15 protein-coding genes are annotated in these 18079 nt (G+C 61.9%); 5 read left to right on the top strand and 10 right to left on the bottom strand.

Annotated elements, in window-relative coordinates; all coding sequences use genetic code 11:
* Positions 1-10 precede the first annotated feature (10 nt).
* From MKS85_RS00840 to MKS85_RS00820, 5 genes are all read right to left on the bottom strand, one after another.
* Complete coding sequence (locus MKS85_RS00840) at positions 11-844, bottom strand: TonB family protein (protein WP_310662554.1); 834 nt, start codon at positions 842-844, stop codon at positions 11-13.
* The gene (gene tolR, locus MKS85_RS00835; RefSeq protein WP_047226513.1) at positions 841-1287 is read right to left on the bottom strand and encodes a protein TolR; all 447 of its coding nucleotides are present in this window, start codon (positions 1285-1287) and stop codon (positions 841-843) included. Before tolR ends, MKS85_RS00840 begins: the two co-directional genes overlap by 4 nt.
* A gap of 13 nt (positions 1288-1300) precedes the next feature.
* Positions 1301-2008, bottom strand: a complete 708-nt coding sequence (gene tolQ / locus MKS85_RS00830; RefSeq protein WP_047226514.1) for a protein TolQ — start codon at positions 2006-2008, stop codon at positions 1301-1303.
* Positions 2009-2072: 64 nt separating this feature from the next.
* The gene (locus MKS85_RS00825) at positions 2073-4010 is read right to left on the bottom strand and encodes a phytase (RefSeq protein WP_310662553.1); all 1938 of its coding nucleotides are present in this window, start codon (positions 4008-4010) and stop codon (positions 2073-2075) included.
* Between the two features lie 82 nt (positions 4011-4092).
* Positions 4093-6615 carry a TonB-dependent receptor gene (locus MKS85_RS00820; protein ID WP_047226516.1) on the bottom strand — a complete coding sequence of 841 codons (2523 nt, stop codon included), beginning with the start codon at positions 6613-6615 and terminating at the stop codon, positions 4093-4095.
* Between the two features lie 476 nt (positions 6616-7091).
* On the opposite strand from MKS85_RS00820, the gene MKS85_RS00815 reads away from it, so the two are divergent.
* On the top strand, positions 7092-8003 hold the full coding sequence (locus tag MKS85_RS00815; protein ID WP_047226518.1) for a GGDEF domain-containing protein: 912 nt from the start codon (positions 7092-7094) through the stop codon (positions 8001-8003).
* 9 nt (positions 8004-8012) lie between these two features.
* Positions 8013-9050: an AraC family transcriptional regulator gene (locus MKS85_RS00810; RefSeq protein WP_047226519.1), complete on the top strand. Its 1038-nt coding sequence runs from the start codon at positions 8013-8015 to the stop codon at positions 9048-9050.
* A 69-nt stretch (positions 9051-9119) separates the two neighbouring features.
* Here the strand turns inward: MKS85_RS00810 and MKS85_RS00805 are convergent, their stop codons facing one another.
* From MKS85_RS00805 to MKS85_RS00790, 4 genes are all read right to left on the bottom strand, one after another.
* Positions 9120-9560: a CBS domain-containing protein gene (locus MKS85_RS00805; protein ID WP_310662552.1), complete on the bottom strand. Its 441-nt coding sequence runs from the start codon at positions 9558-9560 to the stop codon at positions 9120-9122.
* Positions 9561-9641: 81 nt separating this feature from the next.
* A complete protein-coding gene (gene nirD / locus MKS85_RS00800; protein ID WP_160892665.1) occupies positions 9642-10028 on the bottom strand; it encodes a nitrite reductase small subunit NirD in 387 nt (128 codons plus the stop codon).
* Positions 10028-12589, bottom strand: a complete 2562-nt coding sequence (gene nirB, locus MKS85_RS00795; protein WP_310662551.1) for a nitrite reductase large subunit NirB — start codon at positions 12587-12589, stop codon at positions 10028-10030. Before nirB ends, nirD begins: the two co-directional genes overlap by 1 nt.
* 495 nt (positions 12590-13084) lie before the next feature.
* A complete protein-coding gene (locus MKS85_RS00790; RefSeq protein ID WP_305468373.1) occupies positions 13085-13714 on the bottom strand; it encodes a TetR/AcrR family transcriptional regulator in 630 nt (209 codons plus the stop codon).
* Positions 13715-13800: 86 nt separating this feature from the next.
* Between MKS85_RS00790 and MKS85_RS00785 the strand changes: the two genes are divergently transcribed.
* The gene (locus tag MKS85_RS00785) at positions 13801-14433 is read left to right on the top strand and encodes an NAD(P)H-dependent oxidoreductase (RefSeq protein WP_310662550.1); all 633 of its coding nucleotides are present in this window, start codon (positions 13801-13803) and stop codon (positions 14431-14433) included.
* Between the two features lie 6 nt (positions 14434-14439).
* On the opposite strand, the gene MKS85_RS00780 is transcribed toward MKS85_RS00785, so the two are convergent.
* Positions 14440-16002: a L,D-transpeptidase family protein gene (locus MKS85_RS00780; protein WP_310662549.1), complete on the bottom strand. Its 1563-nt coding sequence runs from the start codon at positions 16000-16002 to the stop codon at positions 14440-14442.
* A gap of 180 nt (positions 16003-16182) precedes the next feature.
* Here MKS85_RS00780 and MKS85_RS00775 point away from each other — a divergent pair, with 180 nt between their 5' ends.
* Positions 16183-16845 carry a murein L,D-transpeptidase catalytic domain family protein gene (locus MKS85_RS00775; protein ID WP_047226636.1) on the top strand — a complete coding sequence of 221 codons (663 nt, stop codon included), beginning with the start codon at positions 16183-16185 and terminating at the stop codon, positions 16843-16845.
* 213 nt (positions 16846-17058) lie between these two features.
* Positions 17059-18012, top strand: coding sequence for a class I SAM-dependent methyltransferase (locus MKS85_RS00770; RefSeq protein WP_139050345.1), 954 nt, complete (start codon positions 17059-17061; stop codon positions 18010-18012).
* The last annotated feature ends 67 nt before the right edge of the window (positions 18013-18079 follow it).

Raw genomic sequence — 18079 nt, 5'->3', positions numbered from 1 at the left:
GGCTCGGGTTCTATTCGATGCGGTAGTGAAAGGTATTGCGCACCGCCGGCACTGTCACGGCCTGGCCGTCGACGATCCGCGGCTGATAACGGAAGGTCTGGGCCGCAGTCAGCGAGGGTCGGATGAACAACGGATGGCAGCCATCCAGCACCTTGGGGTTGTCGATTCGCCCGTCCGGCTTGACGCTGTACTCCACCGTGCAATCGCCTTCCAACCCTTTGTCCAAAGCCCGTTGCGGATAATCCGGGGCCTCTTTGCTCAGGGGTTGATAGTGGCGACTGTCGGCGGCGGCCAGGCGCGCCTGTTCGGCTTGGCGTTGCCGGGCGAGCGCCTGGGCCTGTTGAGCCGCTTGGCGCTGTCGTTCGGCGGCCTGTTGCTCGGCTTCCTGCTGACGTCGCTGGTTCTCCTGACGCTCGCGCTGCTGCTGGGCCTGTTGCTGGGCCTGCTGCTCGCGCTTTTGCTCCTCGACCCGTTTGCGCGCCAGGGTTGCCTGCTCCAGTTTCTGTGCCTGAAGCCTTGGATCGACCGCAGGTTTGCTCGGCGCCGGGCGTGGCGCTTGCACTGGAGCCGGCGTGGCTTCGACCGGTTCTGGGGCGACCTCTGCCACGGCGGTCGGCGCAGGCGCTTCAGGCACCGGCAGCGGTGGCAACATCACCAATTGCGTGCGCAGCACCCGGGGCGCTTCGACGGTCGGTTTCTCTACGGTCCAGCCCAGCACCAGCAATGCCGCGACAACCGCGTGCAAGGCCACGGCGAGTCCCGCTGCCAGGCTGTTCCTCCAGAAACCACTGCCAGACACCGTGGGTAAACCCAAGGATGGACTGTGCATGATCATCGCCGTCATCGGGGTGCCTCGGTCACCAGGCCAAGGTTGCTCACTCCGCCCTGCTGCAAGGCGGCCATGGCGGCCACGACACGACCGTAGTCGGCGTGGTCGTCGGCACGGATATACACCTGGGTATCGCTGCGCTCGGCGACAACCTGGGCCACTTTGGCGCGCATCTGATCCAGGTCCACGGCGCTGTCGGTCTGGCTTTGGGTGTCCAGTTCAGCACCCAGGTTCCAGTAGTAACCGCCCTCGGCCTTAACAGACAGGGTCAGGATCTGTTGGCGGCTATCGTTGGCCAATGCCTGGCTGGCGACCTTGGGCAGCTCGATTTTCACGCCTTGGGTCAGCATGGGTGCCGTGACCATGAAGATCACCAGCAGCACCAGCATCACATCGATGTAAGGCACCACGTTCATTTCGGCCTTGGGCCCGTGCTTGCGTTGCGGCTTGACTAGCATCTGCCCTCTCCTCTCAAGCGGCCGCGGCCAGGTTCACCGGAGCGCCGTGCAGCTTGCGATGCAGGCGTGCCTGCAGCTCGTTGCCAAACGCGTAGTAGCGTGTCAGCAAGGTCTGGCCGCGGGCGGAAAAGCGGTTGTAGGCGATCACCGCGGGAATCGCCGCGAACAGGCCGATGGCGGTGGCGATCAACGCCTCGGCGATGCCCGGCGCCACGGTGGAGAGGCTGGCCTGTTGCACCTGGGACAACCCCAGGAAGGCATTCATGATCCCCCAGACCGTGCCGAACAAACCGATGTAAGGGCTGACCGAACCGACCGTGGCGAGAAACTGCAAGCCTTTCTCCAACTGCACCTCCTGCTCGCTGATTGCCACTTGCAGCGAACGCTCCACCCCTTCAAGCACCACCTGTGGGCTGCCGGAGGGCACGTTGAGCTGGGTGAAAGCCTGGAAGCCGGCGTGAAAGATCGGCTCCACGCCGCCCTCTTCCTCGCGCACCTGGGCGGTCTCGCGCAACAGCGCTGGCAAATCACTGGTGCTGCGAAAACGCTGCATGAAACCCTTGAACTGGCGCTCGGTGCGGCGCAACACGGCGCTGCGCTGGATGATCAGGTACCAGCTCAGCAGCGAGGCCAGCAGCAGTGTGAGCATGACAGCCTTGACCAGAAGACTCGCATCGCTGATCAGGCCCCAGATTGTCATATGTTCCAGCGTGGCTTGCATGGGTAGAGCTCCTGTCTGGCTGCTATTCGATGAAATGTTCATGACCGGTTGATGACAGCGCCGCTCAAGGCAGGCGCAAGGCTTTCGCGACTTCGTTCCAGGGCACGAGCTTGAAGTTCTGGGTCTGCTCGGGCATCCGTTTGCGGCCGTCCTGGACCACCAGCATGCCGTCGCTCCAGGGACCGCCAAGGTTGGCCGAAGTGACTTCCAGGCCATCGGTTTCCGAGGCGCCGTCGATGCCCGCGGCGCCGTTCAGGCCGACACGGAACGCACCGCGCACGGCATAAGGCGGTTCGGCATCAAGTAGCACATAGCTGTCGTTGCCCTGGCTTGAGATCACCAGGTAATCGTGGCCGGCGCCTTGGTACAGGGCGATGCCCTCGACGTCGGCATGCAACTGAGGTCCGACCTTGATCACGTTGTCCAATGTCGCCGGCCGGTCGGCCCGGGCATCCACCGCCCAGACTCCGACGTCTTCTTCACCGAGAAACAGTCGCTGCCGCCGGTCATCGGCGACGCAACCTTCAGGCTGGCTGTCGACGCTGAACTGGCGCACCAACTCACCTTTCACCACACCGTCCGGGGCGCTGAGGCGGTACTGCAAATATCGCCCGTCCTTGCCATTGGCGAAGGCATACAGTTCGCCCTCAACCGGCTGGAACAGGCAGATGCCGTAGATTTCCTTGAGTGGCGTGGGGATCTCGCCGGCCTCGCGCAGTTCGCCGCTGACCCGGTCGATGCTGAACAGGCTGAGACTGTTGCGGTCGCGGTTGCTGGCGACTGCCAGATCGACGGTTTGCGTGCCCAGCTTGAAGTTGCCGCGCACATCGACGTTGTTGAGGCGGCCCACCGCCAGCTCCTGCAGCAGCTTGCCGTGCAGGTCATACGTCAGCAGGCCTTGCTTCTTGTTGGTGCCCAGCACCCGGCTCAAGGCAGGTGTCGTGGGATGAACCCAGATCGCCGGATCATCCGCCGCGTCGCCCTGGCGCGCCACCGGCTCGCTCTGGCCACCGGCAGCCACTGTAGGCAGCACCGGCGGCAGGGACACAGGGGTGGGTTGCCAATTGATTTGGCCCTGATACAGGCGTGCGCTGTCATCGTCGCGCAACAACAGTTCAAGGCCGTTTTTCGTCGCCCGTACCGCCAGATTTTCCGGCTCGTTCAGGCCCGGCAGCGCCAGACGGGCTGTCGAGGTCCAGCCCTGGCCGTCTTGCTGATACAGATGCAGCTGTCGCGCTTGTGGGTCCAGGCCCAGCAACCCGCCTGGTAACGCCGCCAGGTCCCCAGCGGCCTGCTGGATGTCACCGAACGGCGTGCGCATCGCCACGGGTACACGCACGGCATCGGCCTCGGAGGATGCCGGGTAGGCCCACCAGCCGACTTGTTCCTCGTTGACGAACAGTTGATTGGCGCTGTCTTGCACCTGACAGGTCTGGGCATCGGGCGGCAGTGGCAAGCCGCGTACGCGCTGTGCACTGGCGCTCAGGTGCTCGCCGTTGCCCACCAGCCATTGCTCCCCCTTGCCTTCTTCACCCACCAGAAACACAAACAGGTTGCTCGCTTCATCGCGGTACAGGCACAGCCCGTTCACCGGGAAATCTCGCGCAGGAAGGTACAGCGGCGTCCCCCACTGACGTTTATCCGGATCGAGGTTGACCAACAGTGCTTGCTGACGAGTGCTGTCGAGGCTGGCCACCAGAACGTTCGCCCCGAGGGCACGGCTGTCGAGACCTTCGAAGGAGCCCTCCAGGCGTGACAGTTCGCGGCCTTGGGCATCCAGCAACAGCAAGCCTTCACGGGCGCTGGCCAGTCGTTCGCTGGTCCAATGGCCGGGCACGAATCCCAGGGCATTGATCGAGCGTTCCTGTGCCTGAGGCCAGGGTTGCAGCTTCAGGGTTGGGGAAGCCGCCAACGCTGGAACGCTTGCCAGGCTGATGAGCATTGCCAACAGGTACTGCTTGGGTAAAAACAAAGCTGTGTTCAACGGAAAAATCCTTGTCATTGAGCCGGGTTCAAACGGGTCTTTTGTCCACCTGCAGGGCGAGGGGATTTTTCCCCTCGCCCTGACGGATCGGCGTCGCGATCTAGAAATGGGTGAAGGTCAGCCCCAGCTTGTAGGTCGGGCCGTATTCTTCGTATTGACCGTTGTAGGCGCGGTGGCCGGTGTAGACGAAATACGACTCGTCGGTGAGGTTCTGGGCTTCCAGGCTCACTTGCAGGTTTTTGGTCAGAGAGTAGCGGGCGCTGAAGTCGACAAAGGTCTGGGCGTCAACGTGCAGGTCATGGTCGCGGTCGCTGATGGACGCCAGCTCATACAGGTAGGCCGACTTGTAATTGGCCGACAGGCGCAAGCTCAGCTTGTCGTTTTCCCAGCCCAGCATCAGGTTACCCACGGTGTCCGACTGGTTCGGCAGGTCGATGCTGCGCTTGCGTTGTGTTCCGCTGGCCTGATCGAACCCTTCGATCTCGGCGTCCGACCGACTGAAGGTGGTGTTGGCCCCCAGAAGCAATCCATTCCAGGGGGCTGGCAGCCAGTCGAATTTTTGTGAGTAGGCCAGTTCCAGGCCATAGAGCTTGGCGCTGTCACCGTTGGCGAAGCTATGGGCTTCGGAGAAGTCGGCCCAGGCGCCCGTGCCCGCCAGGTCGGTGTTGTAGACGAAGTTCTTGATGTCTTTGTAGAACACGAAAGCCGACACAGTGCCGGCCCGGCCCATGAAATGTTCAATGCCCAGGTCCAGGTTGCTCGACTCCAGGGGTTTGAGGTCCGGGTTGCCGAAGGTCGCCTCGTCATCGTCAATGACAAAACCCGGGGCCAGTTGCCCGAAGGTCGGGCGCACCACGGATTTGGTCCAGGCCGCACGCACCTGGGTGTTCTTGTCCAACTGGTAACGCGCGTGCAGGCCCGGCAGCCAGTGGTGATATTTGCGCCGGGTTTGGGTGTCGGTGAACACGCCGTCGGTAACGCCGCTGCCTTTGGCTTCGAACTCCGTGCCTTCATAACGCATGCCGGCGATCAAGCGCCAATCGTCGATGTCCACCGTGTTCATCAGGTAGGCGGCGTTGATGTCTTCGCTCATCTGGAAGTCATTGACCCGCGACTCTTGCGCATCAAAGAAGGCGTCGCGGTCCAGACCACCCAACAATTGTTCAATGGCTCCGGCACTGATGCCTGGACCGTAACGGCCGAGACTGTAATCCACGTTGCCCTTCTGGAATTGTCCGAGGTTCAACTGCTCGTCGGTGAACCCCAGATCGTCGAAATCCTCATAGACCCAGGCGTCGAGGTCGTTGTCCTTGTCGCGGCGGCTGACTTTGCCGCCGAATTTGACCTGGGAGGCGTAGCCACTGACGTCATAGTCTCTGGCCAGGTCCAGGCGCAGGTTTTTCTCGGTGTCGGTGGTGTTCTGCTGTTCCCAGTCCACCTTGTCAAGGCTGAAGTTGGCCGGATCATAGAACCCCGAACCAATGATCGGCCGCGGCTTGTCGTTGCCGTAGAAGCCCCCCTCGAAACTGTCGATGCCTTCGAATGTGGCACCGGCGATATGACCGGGGCTGTCCTCGCTGGACTTGCTGTAGCCGCCCTGGCCGCTGAGAGTCCAGAGACCGAACATGCGCTCCCCGCCCAGTACATAGGACTGGATCTCCTGGGTTTCTTCGCGCTGCTTGATCTTGCGCTCGCCTTCTGCGGCACCCAGCTCACCGGCCGCTTGCGGATCTTCGAAAGCCAGGCTGGCGGCATTGCGGGTTTCGCTGTCTTTGTAACGACTGTAAAGCGTGCGCAGGTAGTAGCTGCTCAGATCATCAGGCTTGTAGTCGAAGTTCAGCCCGCCGCCGGCGCGCTCCCGACGGATGTCATAGTCGCGTTGTTCGAACTCTTCCAGTCGTGAGCCTTGCTCGAAATCCCAGGCGCCGCCGGTTTCAACGTTGTCCGAGCCAAAATCGCGCTTCTGCCAGCTCAGCGCTGCTGCAACGCCGAAGTTATCGATGCCGTCGCCCAGGCTGAAACGGTCGCTGATAGCGCCAGAGAATTTCGGACTCGTCTGGCCGGTATTCTTGTCGTAGCTGGCTTCGCTGCTGCCGGTGTAGAACAAGCCCTTGTGGTCGAACGCCGAGAGGCTTTTCACGTCGACCGTGCCGCCCAGGGAGTTGGCGTCCATGTCCGGCGTCAGGGTCTTGATCACCGACAGCGACTGCACCAGCTCCGCGGGCAGCACGTCCAGGGCAACGGCCCGGCGCTCGCTTTCCGGTGCCGGCACCAGCGTGCCGTTGATGGTCACGCTGTTGAGGTCTGGCCCCAGGCCCCGCACGCTGACAAAACGACCTTCGCCCTGGTCACGTTCGACGCTGATGCCCGGCAGGCGCTGCACGGCTTCGGCGACGTTTTCATCCGGCAACTGCGCCACGCCGTCGGCATGCACCACGCTCTTGATGCTGTCGGCGCTGCGCTGCTCCTTCAGGGCCTGATCGATGCTGGCCGCCTGTCCGACCACTTGGACGTGTTCAGTGGTCGTCTGCTCGGCAGCGCTCAGCCGTTCACTGGCAATGGCCATCGCCAACGCGGTGAACGTAAAACCGACGAGCCCGGCAGTGCTTGTGCGGTGATGCATGGTGGTCTCCCCCAGGAATCCGAAAATCCGCCAGGCAACGGCCCGGCAACTGGGAGGGCACGCTAGGGGTGGGGGGTGACGGTTCTGTGACAGCGTTTGCCCGCAGGGCCTAAAACACACTGATGTGAGGGGGTTGGCGGACCAGAATGAGCTGAAATGACCTGTTTCCGAGTCGCACAGGCCTTCAGGAGCCGATCACTTTTTGCGAAACGTCGCTCCACACCGCTGTGGGAGCAAAGCTTGCTCGCGATGCAGGCGCCTCGATCCCCTGAAAAACCGCGTCGTCTTCGTCGCGAGCAAGCTTTGCTCCCACAAAATCCCCTCGCCACAATGAGATAAGGGCGATCTCATGCATAAAAATCCGGACAACCAATGAGCTGATTCGACCTCCCCCACCCATTCACCCACCGTCACCGCACTGTCACATCCATCTGCTGTGCTGAGCCGCATTCCGCTTCTGGCAAAGGATTCCGGCCATGTTCTCCGTGCTGCGCCCGCACCGCCTCAAACTCGCCCTGCTTCTGCTGGCGGCCAACCTCGGGCTGATGCTCCACCTGGCCAACGGTGAGCTCAAACCGCTGAGTGAGTGGGTCTGGCTGGATATCCTTGGCGAAGGCGGCTCGGCCTTGCTGGCGCTGGTCTGGCTCGGCCTGGTGCTCAAGAGTCGCCCGGCCGGTCGGGTGACCAACTACCTCGTATGGGGCCTGGGTTGCATCTTTTTTTCCTGGTGGATCGACAGCCTCGACGAGTTCATCCGTTTGCCCGACAGCATCACCTGGGACCACTGGCTGGAGTCCGGGCCGATGCCGGTGGGCATGATTCTGCTGACCCTCGGCATCTATCACTGGCACCGGGAACAACTGGCGATCAACGGACAAATGGAAAAGCGTGAACGGTTGTTCCGCGAGCACCGCCTGTTCGACAAACTCACGCCGCTGGGAGGCGCGGACTTTTTCAGACATGAACTGACGAGCAGCCTGGAGGACAGCCGACGCCGCCAGCAGCCCTTGTCATTGCTGGCCCTGGACCTGGACAACTTCACCGCCATCAATCAGCGCTTCGGTCACGGCGAGGGCGATGCGGTGCTGCAAGCCGTCAGCCAGTTGCTGGTGCTGAACCTGCGCCGTCAGGATCTGCTTTGTCGCCTGGCCGGTGATCGCTTTGTGGTCCTGCTGCCCGACACCGGCGAGAGCCAGGCCCGATATCTGGCCGCAGAACTGGCCCACGCGGTTGGCAGCCTGGCCCACAAGACTCGGCAACACGGCGAGCGCTTGCAACTGGCCGCCAGCACCGCCGTGGTGATGGCATTTGACGAGTCGCCGGAGGCCTTGCTCAAACGCCTCAACCTGACGCTGGCCCGATCCCGTTCCACGTTGAAAAGCGCCTGAGGCCGGCCCATGACCCTCAAGACCTGCTGGTATGAAACCGACAGCCGCTTCATTCCGGGGCACTATCAGCCTGCCGCGCTGATCGATCTGGCACTGTCGCGTGACATCGACAGCCACCGCCTGCTGCGTGGCACCGGGCTGTTCCACGACGATATCCTCGCTGGCCAGAGCCGCATCAGCCCGCAACAGTTTCTTGGCCTGATCGACAACAGCCGACGCCTGCTCGATGCCAGTGACAGCAGTTTCCTCTTTGGCCAGCGGCTGCTGCCGGGGCATTACGGGCCAGCCAGCCATGCGCTACGCCACGCGCAGAATCTGCATCAGGCCCTGGAAACCCTGATTGACCAGCAAGCACTGCTCAGCCCCCTGGCCGCGCCGCGCCTGTTGTTGGACGAGCACTACGCCTACATCCATTGGCTGGACAGTTGCGGTGCGGATGAACAATGGCGCTTCATACTGGAAGCCAGCATGACTTCGATGGTTGCCATGAGTGCATGGCTGAGCGGCGAACGGCTGCCCTGGCAATGCAGCTTTCGCCATGAGGAGCCGCGTTACGTCGAACAGTACTGGGTGCATCTGGGTGAACAGACGCAATTCAATCGACCGCTGGACCTGATGCGCCTGCCCCGCCACTGCCTGGCCCAGCCCTGGCCCAACGTGTCGGCCACCGCCGGCCAGGTGGCGCGGATCGAAGCCCGAGACCAACTCGATCAACTGGGTTTCGCGGCAAGCTTTCTGGACTGCGTCTACGACTACCTGCACAGCCATGTGCAGCAGACGCCCAGCCTGGAACAGATCGCCCAGGCTTTCGCCATGAGCCCGGCGACGCTCAAGCGCAAGCTGCACAAGCACCATACCGGGTTCCAGCAACAGGTGGACCGGGTGCACACCCATGTGGCGTTGTACTTGTACCAGGTCAAGGGGTTCAGCAACGAGGAAGTGGCGCAATACCTGAACTTCAACGACACGGCGAATTTTCGCCGCTCGTTCAAGCGCTGGACCGGCAGTACGCCGAATCTGATCCGGCAATTGCTGATGTTGGGGTGAGGGAATTTAGCGAAACTTCGCACCATTGTGGGAGCAAGCCTTGCTCCCACAGATAAATTCCCTGTGGGTTCAGTGCCCGCGAATGTAATGCTCCAGCTGCCGGATCAAATCCGCCTGCTCGACAATCGCCTCCTTCACCAGATCGCCAATGGACAACAACCCCATCAACTGGCCGTTATCCAGCACCGGCAAGTGTCGCAGGTGGCTATCGGTCATGACTTCCATGCAGCGGTCGATGCTCTGCTGGCTATCAGCGGTGACCACGGGAGCACTCATGACGGTGCGTACCGAAGTGCCCACCGAGGAGCGTCCCTGCAACACCAGCTTGCGCGCATAGTCACGCTCGCTGAACACGCCAACCACCTGACCGTCTTCGATCACCGGCAACGCGCCGACGTTTTTCTCGGCCATGATCTGCAGCGCTTCGAGCACGGTCTGCTCCGGCGCGATGCTGTGAACCTGCTGGTTCTGCACACTCTTGAGTCTTACCAGTTGAGCGGCTGTTTTCATTGTTGATTCCCAACTTCAGTTAAAGGCAAGCCAATGCACTTAAATTGCCTGATTCATTGTGGCGCCCCGGTCAGAGGCGGATCAGTCTTCGCCAATCTCCACCACATCACCATTCAGGCGCACCGGCCACACCCGCAGACGCTGCTCCGGGTATTCCAGGCAATGGCCGTCTTCCAGGCGGAAATGCTGTTTGTACAGGGGCGATGCGATCACCAGTTCACCCTTGATGCTGCCCAACAGCCCCCGACCGATCACGTTCGCCCCGGACTTGGGGTCGCGGTTGTCGATGGCATACAGCGGTTTGTCCTGCTGTTCGGGCAGGTACAACAGCGCCACCTGGCTGCCGTCGTGCCAGGCGACCACGCCGGAGTTGGGCACCAGATCCTCGCGGCTGCACAGGGCACGCCATTGCACGGGACTTTGGGCCGCGTTGCGGGTGGGGATACGAACGACGTTTGACTGGCTCATCAGAGCACCTCCTCGGTGACGGGAATCAGGTGAAGCTCGTGGGCGTGAACCGGCCGGCGCTGGCCGCGCTCCCTGACGAAATGAACATCCGGATCACCGCGACCGTCGTTGACGAAGGTGCGGAAGCGCTTGAGCTTGTCCGGGTCTTTGAGGGCGTTGGCCCACTCGCATTCATAACGATCGACCACCAGTTGCATCTGGGCTTCGAGTTCGGCCCCCAGGCCCAGGCTGTCTTCGATGATGACGTCCTTGAGGTAGTCCAGGCCGCCTTCCAGGCTTTCGCGCCAGACCGACGTACGCTGCAACTTGTCGGCGGTGCGGATGTAGAACATCAGGAAGCGGTCGATGTAGCGGATCAGGGTCGCGTCATCCAGGTCGGTGGCGAACAGCTCGGCGTGACGCGGGCGCATGCCGCCGTTACCGGCCACGTAAAGGTTCCAGCCCTTCTCGGTGGCGATCACGCCGACGTCCTTGCTCTGGGCTTCGGCGCACTCGCGGGTGCAACCGGACACCGCGAACTTGAGCTTGTGGGGCGAGCGCAAACCCTTGTAGCGATCTTCAATGGTCAGGGCCATTTGCACGCTGTCCTGCACGCCGTAGCGGCACCAGGTGCTGCCCACGCAGGACTTCACCGTGCGGGTCGACTTGCCGTAGGCGTGCCCGGTTTCGAAACCCGCTTCGATCAGTTCGGCCCAGATATCCGGCAACTGGTGCAACTGGGCGCCGAACAGGTCGATGCGCTGGCCGCCGGTGATCTTGGTGTAGAGGTCGTATTTTTTGGCGACCACGCCGATGGCGATCAGCTTGTCGGCAGTGATTTCGCCCCCGGCGATGCGTGGCACCACCGAATAGGTGCCGTTTTTCTGCATGTTGGCCATGAAGGTGTCGTTGGTGTCCTGCAACGGCACCAGGGACGGGTCCATGATCGGCTGGTTCCAGCACGACGCCAGGATCGAGCCCACCGCCGGTTTGCACAAGTCGCAACCGGTGTGCCCGCGGCCGTGCTTGGCCAGTAGCTCGTCGAAGCTGATGATGCCTTCAACCCGCACCAAGGCATAAAGCTCCTGGCGGGTATAGGCGAAGTGTTCGCACAGGCTCTTGTCGACACTGACGCCGCGAGCAATCAGTTCGTGCTCGAACACCTGCTTGACCAGGGCGGCGCAACCCCCGCAACCGGTGCCGGCCTTGGTATCGCATTTCAGTTGCCCAAGGTCGGTGCAGCCGCTGTCGATGGCCGCACAGATCGAGCCTTTGGTGACGTTGTGACACGAGCAGATGGTCGCCGCCGCAGGCAGTGCTGCCGGGCCCAACGTGGGTGCACCTTCGGAACTCGGCAGGATCAGGCCGGCAGCCTCCTTGGGCAACGCGATGCCGTTCTGCATGTATTGCAGCAGGGTGTCGTAGTAGCTGTTGTCGCCCACCAGGACCGCGCCGATCACTCGTTTGCCATCGGCGTCCACGACCAGTCTCCGGTAGCTGGCGCTGGTTTGATCGATGAACTGGAAGCTGCGCGACCCCGGTGTATTGCCGTGGGCGTCGCCGATGGAACCTACGTCCACCCCCAGCAACTTGAGCTTGGTGGACATGTCCGCGCCAGTGAACGGCTCGGCGCTTTCACCGCACAAGCGAGCCGCGACGTTGCGGGCCATCTGGTAACCCGGAGCGACCAGGCCGAAGATGCTGCCGTTCCAGGCTGCGCATTCGCCGATGGCGTAGATGTCCGGGTCACTGCTCAGGCAATGGTCATCGATCACCACGCCACCGCGCGGGCCGATCTGCAGAGCGCACTGGCGAGCGAGGGCATCCTGGGCGCGAATGCCGGCAGAAAATACGATCAGGTCAGTTTCCAGGAAATCGTCATCGCCGAAGTTCATCCGATAACGGTACTGTTCACCGGCGCTGATGGACTGAGTGCCCTTGGACAGATGCACGCCGACGCCCAGTTTCTCGATGCGCGCCTTGAGGGCCAGACCGCCCTGCTCATCCAGTTGTACCGGCATCAATCGTGGGGCGAACTCCACCACATGGGCTTCCAGGCCGAGGGTCTTGAGGGCATTGGCCGCTTCCAGGCCCAGCAGACCACCACCGACCACCACACCCCGGCGGGCGTTGCTTGCGGCGGCACGAATGGCGTCCAGGTCTTGCAGGGTGCGATAGACCAGGCAGGAATCGCCTTCGGCGCCCTGGATCGGTGGCACGAACGGGTAAGAGCCGGTAGCGAGCACCAGTTTGTCGTAGCTGATGCGAGCCTGGGCAGTGACCACCTGGCGCGCCTCGCGATCAATTTCCAGCACCGGCACGCCCAGGTGCAGCGTGACGCCAGGGGTCTGGTACAACGAGGCTTGCCCAAGCGCCAGGGACTCGGTGTCACGGCCAGAGAAATACTCCGACAGATGCACGCGATCATAGGCGCGCATTGGTTCTTCGCTGAACACATGCAGGTGGTAATGATTGAGGGCACCGCGCTCGATCAGTTGCTCGACGCAGTGATGGCCGACCATGCCATTGCCGATCACGATCAGTGTTTGCAGCTTGTTCAGGGAAGCAACATTGGAATTCATAAAAGCACCCGACAAAAGCCCATCACGGTTTTGAAAGCAAAAAAAAAGACGCCTGAAACCTTGCGGTTCCAGGCGTCTTTGCCTGTTCTGTGCGGTATCGATCCGGCGACTGAGCCCCGATCTACCGTTATCCCCGGCCTGCTGGCTCTCGATCTTCGTTGACCGACAGGGTTGCCCACTTGAATGTATTTACAGTGGGCCTGAACAGCCTCTTGCAGCGAGCGTGCCAAGCCTTTGTCTGCCGCCCTGAAGTCATAGACCCAACGCTGCTTGCAACCCTCGAAAATCCCTGTGGGAGCGGGCTTGCCCGTGAAAAAGGCCGTCCAGTCACCTCATGCTTACAGACGCTCGCCTGACGCCTCCATACGCGGACGATTGCCTTGCCATGGTGCGACCCATCGCCTGCGGCTTCATAAAAGTGCAGTGACTGGGCTGACGCTATCGCGAGCAGGCTCGCTCCCACAGGGGGCTCGGGCCATTCGCGATGGGGAAGGTTCAGGTTGCGCCGATGCGGGCGGCTCTATCCACCATCGCCACGATGGTCACAAAGAGCTCTTGCTTGGCCTCGGCGGCGCTGACTTCCCCGGTGGCAGCGGCATTGGACAGGGCTTCTGCCGCGCCCAGCATCGCCCGCAGACTCGCCTGGGTGATGGCCCGTGTACCGGCGAACGGTTCCAGGACGGCTCGGCACTTGTCCAGGAAAATCGCCTCATATTCGCGCTTGATGCGCTCCAGTTCTGGCGAACTGGTCAGCGCCGCGATCACCCCCGGGATCTCCCGGCCTTGCAGCAGGACGCATTCGACAAACGAAGCAGCAATCACCTCCGCGCGGCTTTGCAGTGTCGGTTCGCTCGCTTCCAGGGCGGCGTCCATGAGCGCCGTCTGACGGGCATCGAAATCCTGATAGAGCGCCGCCAGCAGCCCGGACCGAGTGGTGAAGTGGTCATACACGATGGGTTTGGTTACCCCCGCCTGTTCCGCGAGGCGGGCCAGGGTCAGCGCTTCGCTGCCCTCCTCTCGCACCAGCCGCCAGGCGACATCCAACAGCTGCCGTTGCCGATCCTCGCGAGACAAGCGTCGACGGGGAGCAGCAGAAGATCGCGAATTTTCATCAAGGCTTGACATACTAACTTTACCAACCGCAACTTACTAAAGGTAACTTAACCAAGCATACCTGCTTGATACCGGTCATTGCCATGAGGAGTTTTGCCATGCACGCACTCATCGTTGTCGCTCATCACGATCCCCATTCCCTTACCCACGGCCTCGCGAAAAAAATCGCCCAAGGCCTGAGCCAAGCCAATCCCGTCGATACGTTCGAGATCGCCGACCTGGCCGCCGAAGGCTTCGATCCGCGGTTCAGTTTCGCCGATCACGCGGTACACCACCGCGAGGCCTCACCGCCCATGGACGTTGTGGCCGAACAAGCCAGAATCGACCGCGCAGATGCGCTGGTGCTGGTGTATCCCATTTACTGGTGGTCGATGCCAGCATTGCTCAAAGGGTGGATCGACCGGGTGTTTTCCAACGGCTGGGCGTTCGATTTCAGCCTCGATAAACCCTTTATCAAAAAACTGCAGCGTTTGCAGGTGCATCTGGTGGCCCTGGGCGGGGCTGATGAGGGTACGTTCCTGCGCCACGGTTATGGCCAGGCGATGACCGCGCAAATCGACCACGGCATCTTTGATTACTGCGGCGCCCGGGTGGTCAGTTCCCAACGTTTGCTCGACTCGGAAACCCTCGAACCGGCGCTTCACCTGGCCACTGCCTATGACCTTGGCCGGCGGCTGTTTCCGCAGCGCGAGGAGACTGCACAGGTTCAAGCCAGCAGCGAGTGCGCCTGACCGCCATCAGAGCACGCTGCCCTTGGCGGCGGAGAGGAGCTGATCACGCTTGTAGATATCCGGGATGTACACCGCCTGCCCCTGGTTGTCGGCTTGCACTGTCCAGTAGCCCAACAGAATCGGCACCGGCCTGGCCAGCCTGAACTCATGAGTCAGCCCGCTGGCCAGCAGCGTGTCGGTGCGCAGACGTTCAGCCGGGCTCACCAACCAGTCACGCAACTGCATGGCCTGTTCGACTCGCACACACCCCGAACTGAACGCCCGCGGTTCCTTGCTGAACAGTGACTGGCTGGGCGTGTCATGCAGGTACACGGAAAACGGGTTGGGAAAGCGGATCGCCATTTTACCCAGTGGGTTTTGCGGACCGGGGTCCTGGCGCAGCATGAGGCCGCCGGGATGCTCCCAATCGATGTCCTGGGCCAGTAACGGCAAGCCATCGCGATCGATCACCCTCAGGTTGTGTCGACTCAAGAACTCTGGGTCCCGACGAATCTCAGGCAGTTTGTCTTCACGCATGATAGTCGGGGGGATGGTCCAGGTCGGGTTAAGTGTCAGTCGTGTCACTCGGGACTTGAGCAATGGGGTTTCCCGGTCCGCGCGGCCCACTTGGGTGCGGGTTTGCCAGACCGCTGCGCCGTCCTGGTAGACCGTCAACCGGGCCGCCGCCACATTGACCAGTACGCTGTCCGGCTCCAGGTCCCGGGCCAGCCAGCGCATGCGCTCCAGATTGACGCGCAACTGCTCGCGCCGCATGAACGGGCTGATGTTCAGCTCCGTCACCGTCCATGGCCCCACTACCCCATCGGCTTGCAGCGAATGGTGAAGCTGGAAGCTTTTCATCGCTGCCACCAGGTCGGGGTTGTAGTGATCGTCGATGATCACGGGGGGCGCGCTGAAATAGCCTTCGCTGAACAATCGCTGGGCCAGGGCCGGTACGCGGGCGTCCCGCTTGTCCGGGTGCAACAAGGGGCCGCCGGGCACCGGTTGCCATTCGGGCAAGGGCTGTTGCCGTTGCCGGGCGTAAAGTTCACGCAAGTTGCGATACAGCGCCAGGCTCGGCCGTGCCTGCTCAAAGGCCTCGTCCAAGTCCTGCAGGCCCGACCCGGCAATGGCCAACACCTCGGCCTGACGATCCTGTGGCAGCGGGTCGGCCTTCCACACCGGCTCCAGGCGGTCCTGAGGCAGGTATCCGAAACGCAGCTCATACAGCGCTTGCAAGTAGCGCTGACTGATGGCGATGTCTACACAATGGGGGTTTTGGGCGGTTCCTTCTGCGGGCAAGCTGTAGCGTGCCGGGTCCAGTCCGTCGTCGGCCAGTTGCTGCAACTGTGCCTGCAACGCCATCCGTCGCTCATCGTCCGACCAGACTTCCTGGCCTGCGTTTTGCTCGTAGAACGCCTGCAAACTCATCATCGTCGGAAAGTCGACGCCTGCGGCCAGCTCGGGACAGTTGAGCGACAGCTGGGCCAAGGTGGTTTGCACCAATGCCGGATCGCTTTGCTCGGCTGTTGCGACCAATGGCGCAGTGAGCAATAAAAGGCTCAGGTAACATGCGGACTTTTTGAACAACTGCTTTACTCCAATCCATGGCCGTCCCGTTGACGGTCAACTTTGCGACAGGTACGACCCGCCATCATGCAAACAAACCAAATCGGACGGGATGCCGCAAACAAACACCACCGTGGGAATTTTCCATCTTCAGCAAGCCTCTTGCGCCGACTCTGCCTGGTCATCACCGGCCTTGGCGTGATGTGCAGCCCGGCGCTGGCCGACAAAGGAAATTCTCAGCCGCTTTACAACAGCCTCACCCACGCGGCGCCGGAACTCAATCCCCAAGCGCTCAAAAGTGCCTTGAGCGCCATGCAATGCGCTGTCGCCAACGGCGCTCGCCCAGCCCGCCACCTGGCGGTCATCGACTACTCGCAACCTTCCACGGCCCGTCGCCTGTGGATCTTCGACCTGCGCCAGAAGAAGCTGGTATTGCGCGACCTGGTGGCCCACGGGCAAAAATCCGGGGAAAACTTCGCCACCCAGTTCTCCAATCGCCTGGGCAGTTTCCAGTCGAGCCTGGGACTGTTTCGCACTCAGGAAAGTTATCAGGGCGCCCATGGATACTCGTTGCGCATGGACGGTCTGGAGCCGGGCTTCAATGACCTGGCCCGCGACCGCGCGATCGTGATCCACGCCGCCGATTATGTGAACCCGTTGTGGAGCGTGCGTCAGGGGCGCATCGGCCGCAGCCTGGGCTGCCCTGCCGTCCGCCCGCAGGTGGCGCGCAAGGTGATCGACAAACTTAAGGACGGGCAATTCATGTTTTCCTGGTACCCGGACCCGAGCTGGCTCAAGCGTTCGGCCTACCTCAACTGTCAGCCGCAACAGGTTGCGAGCATTTTGGCTACTAGCGGCAGTTAGGTAGCACCTTTGTGGCGAGGGGATTTAGCGAAACGTCGCACCGCCCCGCTGGGCTGCGAAGCAGCCCCAATGCAGCAGACTCCATCTTCCTGGCACACCGAGTTGGCAGGCAGGGCTGCTTTGCAGCCAGCGGGGATAAATCCCCTCGCCACAGATTGCACCTGCTGAAAGGCTGGTTAAAATGCCGGCCTTTCGCATTGCTGGCCTTGTCCGATGAACCCTGAAGCCCTTCAAACCCTGCAGACCCATTTACTGACGGCCCTGACCTCGGTGCCGGAAGAAACCCGGCGCCTGTTCCATGGTCGCGGTCGCTGCTGGCCGGGGTTGGAGCAGATCACCGTCGACTGGCTACAAGGGGTGATGCTGGTTTCGTTGTTCAAGCAGCCTGAGCCGACGCAGTTGGACGATCTGATGTCCATGCTGCTCGCCCTCACCGTTACCCCGGCCTGGCAACAGAGCAAGGCCCATACGCTGGCCGTGCAACACCGTTACCTTCCCGACAGCCTTACCCAGTGGCTGGTGGGTGAGGCTCTGGACGAATGGACCTTGGTCGAAGGCGGCTTGCGCTATCGGATCGACCTGGGCAAGAAGCAGAACAACGGTCTTTTCCTCGACATGCGCTACGGCCGCGACTGGGTTCGCGCCAACGCCAGCGGCAAGCGAGTGTTGAATCTGTTTGCCTACACCTGCGGTTTTTCCGTGGCAGCCATCGCCGGCGGTGCACAGCATGTGGTCAACCTGGACATGTCGCGCGCGGCCTTGAGTCGTGGCCGCGACAACCATCGCCTGAACGGCCATGACCTGAGCCAGGTGAGTTTTCTTGGCCACGACTTGTTCAAGTCATGGGGCAAGGTGATCAACAGCGGCCCTTATGACCTGGTCATCATCGATCCCCCCACCTTTCAGAAAGGCAGCTTCCTGCTGACCAAGGACTATCAGCGAGTCCTGCGGCGCTTGCCGGAACTGTTGTGCGCCACTGGCACGGTCCTGGCCTGCAGCAACGACCCGGCCACCGGCCCGGACTTCCTCATCGACGGCGTCACCCGCGAAGCGCCTGGCCTGAAGTTCGTGGAACGCCTGGCCAATCCCCCGGAGTTTCCCGACGCGGATATGGAGTGCGGCTTGAAGGCATTGGTGTTCACCCGCGACGATGGCTGCGCCGTGTAACGATGCCTGATGCGCCCCTTTGCAAGGGCGCTGTGGCGAGGGGATTTACGCCCTCGCCACAGCTTCG

It is taken from the genome of Pseudomonas sp. JL2 (assembly GCF_031570495.1).
In the GTDB taxonomy this organism is placed as follows: Bacteria; Pseudomonadota; Gammaproteobacteria; order Pseudomonadales; family Pseudomonadaceae; genus Aquipseudomonas; species Aquipseudomonas rhizophila.
This window is presented reverse-complemented; position numbering and strand designations above follow the sequence as displayed.

Bases quoted from the DNA above. Each gene is read 5' to 3' on its own strand.
- tolR (WP_047226513.1), bottom strand. From the start codon at position 1,287: ATGCTAGTCAAGCCGCAACGCAAGCACGGGCCCAAGGCCGAAATGAAC.
- MKS85_RS00785 (WP_310662550.1), top strand. From the start codon at position 13,801: ATGCACGCACTCATCGTTGTCGCTCATCACGATCCCCATTCCCTTACC.
- MKS85_RS00815 (WP_047226518.1), top strand. From the start codon at position 7,092: ATGTTCTCCGTGCTGCGCCCGCACCGCCTCAAACTCGCCCTGCTTCTG.
- MKS85_RS00820 (WP_047226516.1), bottom strand. From the start codon at position 6,615: ATGCATCACCGCACAAGCACTGCCGGGCTCGTCGGTTTTACGTTCACC.
- MKS85_RS00805 (WP_310662552.1), bottom strand. From the start codon at position 9,560: ATGAAAACAGCCGCTCAACTGGTAAGACTCAAGAGTGTGCAGAACCAG.
- tolQ (WP_047226514.1), bottom strand. From the start codon at position 2,008: ATGCAAGCCACGCTGGAACATATGACAATCTGGGGCCTGATCAGCGAT.
- MKS85_RS00790 (WP_305468373.1), bottom strand. From the start codon at position 13,714: ATGTCAAGCCTTGATGAAAATTCGCGATCTTCTGCTGCTCCCCGTCGA.
- MKS85_RS00810 (WP_047226519.1), top strand. From the start codon at position 8,013: ATGACCCTCAAGACCTGCTGGTATGAAACCGACAGCCGCTTCATTCCG.
- MKS85_RS00825 (WP_310662553.1), bottom strand. From the start codon at position 4,010: ATGACAAGGATTTTTCCGTTGAACACAGCTTTGTTTTTACCCAAGCAG.
- MKS85_RS00770 (WP_139050345.1), top strand. From the start codon at position 17,059: ATGAACCCTGAAGCCCTTCAAACCCTGCAGACCCATTTACTGACGGCC.
- nirD (WP_160892665.1), bottom strand. From the start codon at position 10,028: ATGAGCCAGTCAAACGTCGTTCGTATCCCCACCCGCAACGCGGCCCAA.
- MKS85_RS00840 (WP_310662554.1), bottom strand. From the start codon at position 844: ATGACGGCGATGATCATGCACAGTCCATCCTTGGGTTTACCCACGGTG.
- nirB (WP_310662551.1), bottom strand. From the start codon at position 12,589: ATGAATTCCAATGTTGCTTCCCTGAACAAGCTGCAAACACTGATCGTG.
- MKS85_RS00775 (WP_047226636.1), top strand. From the start codon at position 16,183: ATGTGCAGCCCGGCGCTGGCCGACAAAGGAAATTCTCAGCCGCTTTAC.